This window comes from Streptomyces sp. NPDC031225, assembly GCF_055570355.1.
In genome coordinates this window covers 4663-15318 of sequence record NZ_JBVIHJ010000027.1, presented here as the reverse complement: position 1 = coordinate 15318, position 10656 = coordinate 4663, and the positions used below count along the sequence as shown (strand labels likewise).

The 10656-nt window shown below is 71.6% G+C and carries 11 protein-coding genes; 6 read left to right on the top strand and 5 right to left on the bottom strand.

The genetic code is table 11. From position 1 onward, the window contains the following. Window positions 1-197 precede the first annotated feature (197 nt). Window positions 198-1016, bottom strand: a complete 819-nt coding sequence (locus ACZ48Z_RS35770) for an enoyl-CoA hydratase/isomerase family protein (protein ID WP_468740075.1) — start codon at window positions 1014-1016, stop codon at window positions 198-200. 202 nt (window positions 1017-1218) lie between these two features. Between ACZ48Z_RS35770 and ACZ48Z_RS35765 the strand changes: the two genes are divergently transcribed. Beyond that, window positions 1219-1884 carry a hypothetical protein gene (locus ACZ48Z_RS35765; RefSeq protein ID WP_468740074.1) on the top strand — a complete coding sequence of 222 codons (666 nt, stop codon included), beginning with the start codon at window positions 1219-1221 and terminating at the stop codon, window positions 1882-1884. Window positions 1885-1897: 13 nt separating this feature from the next. On the opposite strand, the gene ACZ48Z_RS35760 is transcribed toward ACZ48Z_RS35765, so the two are convergent. Together ACZ48Z_RS35760 and ACZ48Z_RS35755 are read right to left on the bottom strand one after the other, a co-directional pair. Then, complete coding sequence (locus ACZ48Z_RS35760) at window positions 1898-2989, bottom strand: adenylate/guanylate cyclase domain-containing protein (protein WP_468740073.1); 1092 nt, start codon at window positions 2987-2989, stop codon at window positions 1898-1900. A 109-nt stretch (window positions 2990-3098) separates the two neighbouring features. Continuing rightward, a complete protein-coding gene (locus tag ACZ48Z_RS35755) occupies window positions 3099-3962 on the bottom strand; it encodes a biotin--[acetyl-CoA-carboxylase] ligase (protein ID WP_468740072.1) in 864 nt (287 codons plus the stop codon). 110 nt (window positions 3963-4072) lie between these two features. Here ACZ48Z_RS35755 and ACZ48Z_RS35750 point away from each other — a divergent pair, with 110 nt between their 5' ends. Together ACZ48Z_RS35750 and ACZ48Z_RS35745 are read left to right on the top strand one after the other, a co-directional pair. Beyond that, complete coding sequence (locus ACZ48Z_RS35750) at window positions 4073-5692, top strand: acyl-CoA carboxylase subunit beta (RefSeq protein ID WP_468740071.1); 1620 nt, start codon at window positions 4073-4075, stop codon at window positions 5690-5692. Window positions 5693-5709: 17 nt separating this feature from the next. After that, entirely contained in the window at window positions 5710-5919 is a 210-nt protein-coding gene (locus ACZ48Z_RS35745) for an acyl-CoA carboxylase subunit epsilon (protein WP_468740070.1), read from the top strand. Here ACZ48Z_RS35745 and ACZ48Z_RS35740 read toward each other — a convergent pair. After that, window positions 5916-7028, bottom strand: a complete 1113-nt coding sequence (locus tag ACZ48Z_RS35740) for an SGNH/GDSL hydrolase family protein (protein WP_468740069.1) — start codon at window positions 7026-7028, stop codon at window positions 5916-5918. The genes ACZ48Z_RS35745 and ACZ48Z_RS35740 overlap by 4 nt on opposite strands. Window positions 7029-7135: 107 nt before the next feature. Here ACZ48Z_RS35740 and mmpB point away from each other — a divergent pair, with 107 nt between their 5' ends. Both mmpB and ACZ48Z_RS35730 read left to right on the top strand, forming a co-directional pair. Further along, window positions 7136-7264 carry a morphogenic membrane protein MmpB gene (mmpB, locus tag ACZ48Z_RS35735; RefSeq protein ID WP_328750096.1) on the top strand — a complete coding sequence of 43 codons (129 nt, stop codon included), beginning with the start codon at window positions 7136-7138 and terminating at the stop codon, window positions 7262-7264. 18 nt (window positions 7265-7282) lie between these two features. Then, a complete protein-coding gene (locus ACZ48Z_RS35730; RefSeq protein WP_468740068.1) occupies window positions 7283-7903 on the top strand; it encodes a Maf family protein in 621 nt (206 codons plus the stop codon). Here ACZ48Z_RS35730 and ACZ48Z_RS35725 read toward each other — a convergent pair. Next, window positions 7872-8366, bottom strand: a complete 495-nt coding sequence (locus ACZ48Z_RS35725; RefSeq protein ID WP_468740067.1) for a hypothetical protein — start codon at window positions 8364-8366, stop codon at window positions 7872-7874. The two genes, ACZ48Z_RS35730 and ACZ48Z_RS35725, sit on opposite strands and share 32 nt — an antisense overlap. Window positions 8367-8730: 364 nt before the next feature. Between ACZ48Z_RS35725 and ACZ48Z_RS35720 the strand changes: the two genes are divergently transcribed. After that, the gene (locus tag ACZ48Z_RS35720; protein WP_468740066.1) at window positions 8731-10506 is read left to right on the top strand and encodes an acetyl/propionyl/methylcrotonyl-CoA carboxylase subunit alpha; all 1776 of its coding nucleotides are present in this window, start codon (window positions 8731-8733) and stop codon (window positions 10504-10506) included. Window positions 10507-10656 lie beyond the last annotated feature (150 nt).

Sequence of the window (10656 nt, the reverse complement as noted above, 5' to 3'; positions counted from 1 at the left end):
GGTGTCCGCCCGCAGCGGCCGGCGTCCGGAACCGAGCACTGCTCAAGGAACCGAGCCGCCGGACCGAGGACGGACACCCCCCACCACCCCGCACCCGACCCACCCACCGAACCCGAAGCGATTAGGGGCGCGGGGAACTGCGCAAAGAACGCCCGCCCCCACCGAACCCGCACACGCCAAGCCCGCCGCAGGCACTGTCACTCCCCAGGCCACCGCGCCACCCGCCGCTCATTGAACGCCGCCACCCCCTCCGCCCGGTCCCCCGAGAACGCCACCGACCGCCACGCCGCGTCCTCCACCTCCAGCCCGGCCCGCAGATCCAGCCCCTGCCCCAGCCGCAGCGCCCGCTTCGCCGCCCGCAACCCCACCGGCGAGTTCGCGGCGATGCGAGCGGCCAGCGACAACGCCGACGCCCGGTCCTCCCCCACCGGCACGAGCTGATCCACCAGCCCCAGCCGGTACGCCTCCTCCGCCTCAACCCGCCGCGCCGTGAAGATGAGCTCGGCCGCCCGCGCGGCCCCCACCCGCCGGGGCAGCAGCTGCGTCCCCCCGCCCCCGGGGATCACCCCCACGGACACCTCCGGCAACCCCACCACCGCCGTACCGTCGGCCACGATCAGGTCGCACGACAGCGCCATCTCGAAGCCCCCGCCCAGCGCGAACCCGTGCACCGCGGCGATCGTCGGCACGGGCAGTTCCAGCACCCCCGTGTACGCGCCGCGCGCCACCGGCCGCTGCCGTACCAGCTCCGCGTCGGTGAAGGAGTTCCGCTCCTTGAGATCCGCCCCGACGCAGAACGCCCGCTCATGCGTGGAGGTCAGCACGACAACACGCACGCCCCGGTCACCCGCAAGTGCGGAACAGGCGGCGGCGACGGACCGTGCCATCTCCGTGGAGACCGCGTTCATCGCCTTGGGCCGGTCGAGCACCAGCTCGGCGACGACCCCCTCCCCGGCATCGTCGGCCTCCCCGTGCCGCCTCACCAGCACGAACTCCCCGAACCGCTCCTCGGCCATGACATCCTCCAGGTTAACGCGGGTTAACAAGAACGCTCCGATCATCGCAGCCCCGCCCGCACCGCGAAAGGTTCCCGTCGAACCGCCCGACACCCCCTTCGAGTGACATCTCGCCCAACTCCTGCCCGACCCCCCATGGCAGCGCATAACGTGCGCCCGGCCACGGCGCACAGGGGGCGCGGGCACTCAGGGAGGAACCGGCATGACGACGATCACGGTGACGACAGGGCCGGCGGACGGCGAAGGCGTCCGTCTCTTCGGCCCGCGCGGCCGCCACCGCAAGCCCCGCCCCCGCAAGGTGCTGCTCGCAGCGGGCGGCCTCGCTCTCGCCGCCGGAGCCCTGAGCCTCGTACGGATGACCCCCGACACCTCAGGGGGCGCCTTCGGCATGGCGGAGGCGGACCCCCAGGCCCCGGGCACGGACACCGACCTGGACGCGAACACCGGCACCGGAACCGGCACCGGCACCGGCACGGACCGCGCGACGAACGCCGCCGCGACCGTGGGCTCCGTCCCACAGGCACGCCCGTCGTCGACCGCGACGATGGGCGGGGTCTCAGCGGCCCCCACACCGGGCGTCCTGCTGGCACCGGCCGGGTCCGCGACCGCCGTACCACTGCCCCGTGCCGCGGCCCCCACGACGATCCCGGAGGCACCGAACACCCCGGCACCGGCGGCCCCCGCGGCGACCCTCACACCGCAGCCCCAGCCGACGACCGCCGCCCCCCGGCCGCAGCCGGCCCCGACCGCGGGCAGGACCACGCCCCCACCGGCGCAGCCGCAGTCGCCGACGGCACAGCCCACCCACGCACCCCAGCCCGGACTGTGTGTGCCGATCGTCGGCCTGTGCGTGCAGCAGCGCGGCTAGCGGTACCGGACCGCTACGGGGCCACGTCCCGGCGGGTGAGCAGCCAGGGCTCGACCACGCCGAGCCCGCGCACCGGCCGCTGCCACATCGGCTGGAGCGCGAAGCGGTACGTCGGCGGCTCCTCGCCCTCCTTCTCGGCGGTGGCCGCGGCCTCGGCCGCCTCCGCCTCGGAGGCGGGCGCCTCACCGGTGCGGATCAGCTCCTCCGCGAAGGCGCTGTCGACGAGAACGGCGTCGCGGGGAGCTATCGAGGTGAGCCGGGAGGCGAGGTTCACCGTCGTACCGAAGACGTCGCCCATACGGGTGGTCACCGTGCCGAAGGCGATGCCGACGCGCAGCTCGGGCATGGTCTCGTCGTTCGCCATGGTCTCGATCAGCCGCAGTGCGATCTCGGCGGCGACGGCCGCGTCGTCGGCGGCGTACAGCACCTCGTCGCCGAGCGTCTTGATGAGCCGCCCGCCCCTCGCGGCCACAAGATCCGCGGCGGTGGTCTCGAAGGCCTCGACGAGCTCGCCGAGTTCCTCCTCCTCCATACGACGGGTCAGGCGCGTGAAGCCGACGAGGTCGGCGAAGCCGACGCACAGGCGCCGGTCGACCATCTCGTCGTCGTCGGCGGCCTGGACGACCCGGCCGGCCGAGGCGGAGAGCTGGCGCCGCCAGACGTAGACGAGGAACTCCTCCAGTTCGGGCAGGAGCAGCTCGATGATCGGGTACGTCACCTCGGTGCGCGTCATACCGGGTTCCGGGGGGTCGGTGAGGCCCTCCAGGAAGGAGTCGATCTGCCACTCGGCCAGCCGGGCGGTGGTCTGCCCGGTGGACCGCGCCACCTGTACGGCCATGGCCTCGCTCAGCAGTCCCGCCTCGACGAGACCGGCGAGCCGGCGCAGCGCGAGGACGTCCGCCTCGGTGAACGCCTTGGCCTGGCCGACGTCGGCGAAGCCCATCGCCCGCCAGAAGCGGGTGGCGAGCTCCATGGAGACGCCGGCGGTGCGGGCCGCCTGGAAGGGGGTGTAGCGCCGCTCGGCGCCGAGGATGAGCTGTTCGAGACGCACGGCGAGCGGGTGCGGGGTCGCGTCCGCGCCGGAGCCCGTGTCGTCTGCGGTCACGCCTGCTGCCCTTCCGATCTGTCACGGTCAGGTATCGACCGGCCTCAACCATACGGCAGGTGTGCGCCAGCTCACGTCCTCACTCCATCAGGTGGACCGGGGAGTCCTTTCAGACCGGTCGCAGGTGGACGATGTCGCCCGCTCCCACCGGTTCCTGTACCCCTTCCTCCGTCGCGATCACCAGGCGGCCGTCGCCGTCCACCGCGACCGCCTCGCCGACCAGCGAACGGTCTCCCGGCAGTTCCGCCCGCACCGTCCTCCCCAGCGTCGCGCACCCGGCCGCGTACGTCTCCTGCAGTCCGCTCACCGTCGGGTCGCCCGCCGCCGCGCGCCAGCGGTCGTACCACTCCTCCAGGGACCGCAGTACGGCCCTCAGCAGGGGGTCCCGGTCGGTGCTCACCGCTCCGGCCAGCGCCAGCGATCCCGCGGTCGGCACCGGCAGCTCGTCCTCGCGGAGGGTGACGTTGATGCCGACGCCGACGACGACGCCGTTGCGGCCCGCGCGCTCGGCGAGGATTCCGCCGGTCTTGCGTTCCTCGCCGCCGACGGTCACCAGAAGGTCGTTGGGCCACTTCAGGGCGGTGTCGACGCCTGCGGACCGGGACAGGCCCGTCGCCACCGCGACCCCGGTGAGCAGCGGCAGCCAGCCCCAGCGGGACACCGGTACGTCGGCCGGGTTCAGCAGGACGGAGAAGAAGAGGCCCGAGCGGGGCGGCGCGGTCCACTGCCGGTCCAGGCGGCCCCGCCCCGCGGTCTGCTCCTCGGCGACGAGGACCGTGCCCTCGGCGGCCTTGCCCGCGTCGGCGCGGGCGACCAGGTCGGAGTTGGTGGAGCCGGTGCCGGGGACCACCTCGATCCCGGACCACAGACCGCCCTCCCGCACCAGGCCGCGGCGCAGCGCGGCGGCGTTGAGGGGCGGCCGGTCGAGATCCGACCAGCGGCTGTCGTCTCCTGAAACATCTCGCGGCGTCATGCAAGCCACCCTAGGTGTGTGAAACGCCGCACTGCTGATTCGTAGGTGCGCCACTACTGTACGGATGAGTAACCGTCCCCCCTTTTGAGCAGGCAGGGAGCCACGTCCCGATGTCCGAGCCGGAAGAGCGTCACGAGACCCAGCAGTCCACGGGGATCGACATCCACACCACCGCGGGCAAACTCGCGGACCTCCAGCGCCGTATTGATGAAGCGACGCACGCCGGCTCCGCACGCGCCGTCGAGAAGCAGCACGCCAAGGGCAAGTTGACGGCCCGTGAGCGCATCGAGCTCCTGCTCGACGAGGGGTCCTTCACCGAGCTGGACGAGTTCGCCCGGCACCGCTCCACCAGCTTCGGCCTGGAGAGCAACCGCCCCTACGGGGACGGCGTGGTGACCGGTTACGGCACCGTGGACGGGCGTCCGGTCGCCGTGTTCTCCCAGGACTTCACCGTCTTCGGCGGCGCGCTGGGCGAGGTCTACGGCCAGAAGATCGTCAAGGTGATGGACTTCGCACTGAAGACCGGCTGCCCGGTCATCGGCATCAACGACTCCGGCGGCGCCCGTATCCAGGAGGGTGTGGCCTCCCTGGGCGCGTACGGCGAGATCTTCCGCCGCAACACCCACGCGTCCGGTGTCATCCCGCAGATCTCGCTCGTCGTCGGTCCGTGCGCGGGCGGAGCGGTCTACTCCCCGGCCATCACCGACTTCACGGTCATGGTCGACCAGACCTCGCACATGTTCATCACGGGCCCTGACGTCATCAAGACGGTCACCGGCGAGGACGTCGGGTTCGAGGAGCTGGGCGGCGCCCGCACCCACAACTCCACCTCGGGCGTGGCCCATCACATGGCGGGCGACGAGAAGGACGCCATCGAGTACGTCAAGCAGCTGCTGTCGTACCTGCCGTCCAACAACCTCTCGGAGGCGCCCGTCTTCCCCGAGGAGGCGGACCTCGCGATCACCGACGAGGACCGTGAGCTGGACACGCTGGTGCCGGACAGCGCGAACCAGCCGTACGACATGCACACGGTGATCGAACACATCCTGGACGACGCCGAGTTCTTCGAGACGCAGGCGCTGTTCGCCCCGAACATCCTCACCGGCTTCGGCCGGGTCGAGGGCGCGCCGGTGGGGATCGTCGCCAACCAGCCGATGCAGTTCGCCGGCTGTCTGGACATCACGGCCTCCGAGAAGGCGGCCCGCTTCGTGCGCACCTGCGACGCCTTCAACATCCCGGTGATCACCTTCGTGGACGTGCCGGGCTTCCTGCCCGGCGTCGACCAGGAGCACGACGGCATCATCCGCCGCGGCGCGAAGCTCATCTACGCCTACGCGGAAGCCACCGTGCCCCTCATCACGGTGATCACCCGCAAGGCCTTCGGCGGCGCCTACGACGTCATGGGCTCCAAGCACCTCGGCGCGGACCTCAACCTCGCCTGGCCCACCGCCCAGATCGCCGTCATGGGTGCCCAGGGCGCCGTCAACATCCTGCACCGCCGCACGATCGCGGAGGCCGACGCGAACGGCGACCTGGAGGCCACCCGGGCCCGCCTCATCCAGGAGTACGAGGACGCCCTCCTCAACCCCTACATCGCGGCCGAGCGCGGCTACGTCGACTCCGTGATCATGCCGTCGGACACCCGCCGCCACGTGGTCAGGGGCCTGCGTCAGCTGCGTACCAAGCGCGAGTCGCTGCCGCCCAAGAAGCACGGCAACATCCCCCTCTAGCCCTGCCGGGAGCCGTCATGAACATCAAGGTCGTACGGGGAAACCCCACCCCGGAGGAGCTGGCCGCCGCCCTGGCGGTGGTCCGGGCCCGCGCCGCGGCGGCGACGGACTCGCCGTCCGGCGCGGAGGACCGCAAGGCCGCGTGGTCGGACCCGTCCCGCATCGCGGGGCGCCGCCTGCCCCAGCCGGGGCCGACGGCATGGACGCGCACCTACTGGCCGTCCTAGAGGACGGTCGACAGCGCTTCGGCCATCACCTCGTACCCGAGATCGTTCGGGTGCAGGTGATCGCCGAAGTCGTACGACGGGCGCAGCCGGTCCGGGTCTCCCGGATCGGCCAGCTCCCGCGCGAGATCCACCACGGCGTCGTACTCGCCGGAGCAGCGCACCCACTCGTCGACCTCGTGGGCGACCTTCGCCGCATGCTCACCCCAGTGGTCGGACCCGCCGAACGGCAACAGGGTGCACCCGATCATCCGACGCCCCCGAGCCTGCCGTATCAACTCCCGGTACCCGGCGATGATCTCGGCCGCCTCCACCACCGGCGCGGGCTTGTAGGTCGGCTGTTCGTCGGTCTCGCTGAACCCGATGTCGTTGACCCCCAGCAGCACGACCACGGTGTCCACCCCGGCGAGCCCCAGCACATCCCGCCGGAACCGCCGCACGCCCTTCTCCCCGTACCACGCCGAGTCGTTGAGCAGCAGGTTCCCGCCGATCCCGGCGTTGAGCACGGGCCGCCCGCTGAGCCGGGCCAGGGCGTCCGACCACCGCCGGTCCGCCCCCGGGGTCGAGCCGAACCCGTCGGTGACGGAGTCCCCGAACAGTGCGATTGCGTCCCTACGGCCGGAGTCCGTCTCCACGGCGGCCAGGAAGTACCAGGACTCGCTCACCGCGTCGAACCCCTCGCCGCTCACGTCGCCGAGCAGTTCGCCCTCCCCCCGGTAGCCGGTGGTGAAGGCCTGGGCGTGAAAGGTCGCGGGCCCGGTCGCCGCGTCGAAGTACAGCGTGACCGTGACCGACTCCCCCGCGGACACGGGGAGTTCGACCGCGTCGCTGACCAGTTCACCCCGTGCGGGGATCTCGGCGGCGAGCGGAAGCCCGCGCAGCGAGCCCGGCTCCACCCCCGCCCCCGACGTCGTACGGCCGACCGTCGCGCCCGCGAGACGCACCGGTGAGGTGCCGTAGGCGTGGGAGAGGCGGATCCGCAGCCTGCTGCCCCCGGACGACAGCCGGACGACCTGGCGCACCGACTGGCGCCAGAAGCCCTCCCGGGACCAGTTGGGGGTGAAGCCTTCGCTGGGCAACTGGGGCGAGGCGGTCCAAGCAGTGGTGAACACGGCGTGTGCTCCTCAACGTCGACGCTTAATGACACCACAGTACCGTTTAGGGAAGTTGAGTACGCGTACTCAGGCGCCCGCGCCATAAGCGCCGCACGCTGGAACCCATGCTGTGGTCCGACCCCGAGAACGAACCTCCGAAGGAACTGCGCGACATGGAGGTCATGCTTCGGCGCCTGAGCATCTTCATGGCGGTGGCCATGGTGATCGCGATGATCGTGATCGGGCTGCGCTGACCGGACTACGCTGACCGCATGACCGATCAGCCGCGCCGCCGACTCGTGCTCGCCTCCCAGTCCCCCGCCCGGCTGGGCCTGTTGCGACAGGCCGGCCTCACCCCCGAGGTGATCGTCAGCGGGGTCGACGAGGAGGCGGTCAGCGCCCCCACCCCCGCCGAACTGGCCCTCGCCCTCTCCGAGGCGAAGGCCTCCGTCGTGGCCGCGCTGCCCGAGGTCACGGGCGCCCTGGTGATCGGCTGCGACTCGGTGCTCGACCTGGACGGCGAGGCACTGGGCAAACCGGCCGACGCCGAGGAGGCGACGGCCCGCTGGAAGGCCATGCGCGGCCGCGCGGGCACCCTGCAGACCGGCCACTGCGTCCACGACACCACGAGCGGCCGGTATGTCTCCGCGGTCGCCTCCACGGTCGTCCGCTTCGGCGAGCCGACCGACGCGGAGATCGCCGCGTACGTCGCCTCCGGTGAACCCCTCTACGTCGCCGGGGCGTTCACCCTGGACGGCCGCTCGGCCCCGTTCATCGAGGGCATCGACGGCGACCACGGCAACGTGATCGGCCTCAGCCTGCCGCTGCTGCGCCGACTGCTGGCCGAGCTGGGCGTCGGCATCACGGAGTTGTGGGCGCCGGCGGAGGCGTGAGCGGCGATCCCTCGCCACCCCGGCCGTCGCCCGCCGGCGCACTGTCCTCGGGTTCCGCGGCGGCGGGCCGGTCCTGGGCGTCGTACGTCATCAGCAGCAGCACGATGAGCGCGAGCACGACCATCATGAACGCGAACTGCGGCCGGCCCATCAGGCCCCAGGCGAACGCGCCGAGCAGGCCGTGGACCACGGCCATGCTGATCAGCAGGATGCGGCCGAAGCCGGCCGGGCGCTGGTCGCGCACCGCCACGAGCAGCGCGACCACCCCGCACAGCGCGAAGTAGAGGCCGAAGACGATCCCGCCGATCTTCGACGACAGCGACATCGCATCGGGGTCCAGGCCCGCGAGGGACATGTTCTGGTTGTCGACGACGACGCCCAGGAACCAGTTCAGCGCGGCGACGCCGAATGCCTCCGCGAAGAGGACGACCGCCACGATCCACGCCACCGGCCTGCGTATCACCGGTCCCCACCCACTCTCGACCCGCGCTCTTGTTACTCGAAGTACGTTCAATACAGCCTGAACGCTACTAACGGGTAAACCGCGGGACAAGGGTTCGGCGGAGGGCAAAGAATCGTTGGGCCATTCGTAGGGACTCCACAAAGAAACGGAGTGGTCCGCAGCACGCTCTCACAGAGACCTTGACCACAGAGCAGGGCTAGGGTTTCCGGGAGGAGTCCTGCGTACCGTGGTGCGACAAGGGTTTTCCCGGGTCGAGCAAGCCTCGTATCACGCTCCGTGTGGGCTAGCTCACCCCAGGGGATGGGTCGAAGAGACGTGTCGGCAGTCCCTAAACTCGGCTTGTTTCAAGGAGGGAGCCTCAATCGTGCGCAAGGTGCTCATCGCCAACCGTGGCGAAATCGCTGTCCGCGTTGCCCGGGCCTGCCGGGATGCCGGTATCGCGAGCGTGGCCGTGTACGCCGACCCGGACCGGGACGCTCTGCATGTCCGCGCCGCGGATGAGGCGTTCGCCCTGGGCGGTGACACCCCGGCCACCAGTTACCTGGACATCGACAAGGTCCTGGGCGCCGCGCGTGAGGCGGGCGCGGACGCCGTCCACCCCGGGTACGGCTTCCTTTCCGAGAACGCCGAGTTCGCACAGGCGGTCCTGGACGCGGGCCTGATCTGGATCGGCCCGCCCCCGCAGGCCATCCGTGACCTCGGTGACAAGGTCGCCGCCCGGCACATCGCCCAGCGCGCCGGTGCCCCGCTGGTCGCCGGCACCCCCGACCCGGTGTCCGGGGCCGACGAGGTGGTGGCCTTCGCCGAGGAACACGGCCTGCCGATCGCCATCAAGGCCGCCTTCGGCGGCGGCGGCCGCGGCCTGAAGGTCGCCCGCACCCTGGAAGAAGTCCCCGAACTGTACGACTCCGCGGTCCGCGAGGCCGTGGCCGCGTTCGGGCGCGGGGAATGCTTCGTCGAGCGCTACCTCGACAAGCCCCGCCACGTGGAGACCCAGTGCCTGGCCGACTCCCACGGCAACGTGGTCGTCGTCTCCACCCGTGACTGCTCCCTGCAGCGCCGTCACCAGAAACTGGTCGAGGAGGCCCCGGCACCCTTCCTCTCCGAGGCACAGGTCGCCGAGCTGTACGCCTCCTCCAAGGCCATCCTCAAGGAGGCCGGCTACGTCGGCGCCGGCACCGTGGAGTTCCTCGTCGGCATGGACGGCACGATCTCCTTCCTGGAGGTCAACACCCGCCTCCAGGTGGAACACCCGGTCACCGAAGAGGTCGCCGGCATCGACCTGGTGCGCGAGATGTTCCGCATCGCCGACGGCGAGGCCCTCGGCTACGGCGACCCCGAACTGCGCGGCCACTCCTTCGAGTTCCGCATCAACGGTGAGGACCCGGGCCGCGGCTTCCTGCCCGCCCCCGGCACCGTCACCAAGTTCGAGGCGCCCTCCGGCCCCGGTGTCCGCCTGGACGCGGGCGTCGAGTCCGGCAGCGTCATCGGCCCGGCCTGGGACTCCCTGCTCGCCAAGCTCATCGTCACCGGCGCCACCCGCGAACAGGCCCTGCAGCGCGCCGCCCGCGCCCTGGAGGAGTTCCAGGTCGAGGGCATGGCCACCGCCATCCCCTTCCACCGCAAGGTCGTCACCGACCCCGCCTTCGCCCCCGAACTCACCGGCGGCCAGGACCCCTTCACGGTCCACACCCGCTGGATCGAGACCGAGTTCGTCAACGACATCCCCGCCTTCGCCGCCCCGGCCGGCACCGACGAGGCGGACGAGGACGTCGACCGCGAGACCATCGTCGTCGAGGTCGGCGGCAAGCGCCTGGAGGTCTCCCTCCCGGTCTCGCTGGGCATGTCACTGGCCCGCACCGGCCTCGCCGCCGGAGCCAAGCCCAAGCGCCGCGCGGCCAAGAAGTCCGGCCCCGCGGCCTCCGGCGACACCCTCGCCTCCCCCATGCAGGGCACCATCGTCAAGATCGCCGTCGAGGAGGGCCAGGAAGTCAAGGAAGGCGACCTGATCGTCGTCCTCGAAGCGATGAAGATGGAACAGCCGCTCAACGCCCACAAGACCGGCACCATCAAGGGCCTGTCCGCGGAGGTCGGCTCGTCCATCACCTCCGGCGCCGCGATCTGCGAGATCAAGGACTGACCCGCACGGCCTGTACGGCATGGCGAGGGGGGGGGGGGGGGGGGGGGGGGGGGGGGGCAGGGGGAGGGGTTTGTCGTTCTCCTGGGGGGTGGGTTTTGGGGTGGGGTGGGGGGTGGGGGGGGGGGGGGGGGGGCGGGGGGTGGGTGGTTC

Coding starts and splice junctions, on each gene's coding strand:
- ACZ48Z_RS35770 (WP_468740075.1), bottom strand. CDS start 1,016: ATGGCCGAGGAGCGGTTCGGGGAGTTCGTGCTGGTGAGGCGGCACGGG.
- ACZ48Z_RS35765 (WP_468740074.1), top strand. CDS start 1,219: ATGACGACGATCACGGTGACGACAGGGCCGGCGGACGGCGAAGGCGTC.
- ACZ48Z_RS35755 (WP_468740072.1), bottom strand. CDS start 3,962: ATGACGCCGCGAGATGTTTCAGGAGACGACAGCCGCTGGTCGGATCTC.
- ACZ48Z_RS35750 (WP_468740071.1), top strand. CDS start 4,073: ATGTCCGAGCCGGAAGAGCGTCACGAGACCCAGCAGTCCACGGGGATC.
- ACZ48Z_RS35745 (WP_468740070.1), top strand. CDS start 5,710: ATGAACATCAAGGTCGTACGGGGAAACCCCACCCCGGAGGAGCTGGCC.
- mmpB (WP_328750096.1), top strand. CDS start 7,136: ATGCTGTGGTCCGACCCCGAGAACGAACCTCCGAAGGAACTGCGCGAC.
- ACZ48Z_RS35730 (WP_468740068.1), top strand. CDS start 7,283: ATGACCGATCAGCCGCGCCGCCGACTCGTGCTCGCCTCCCAGTCCCCC.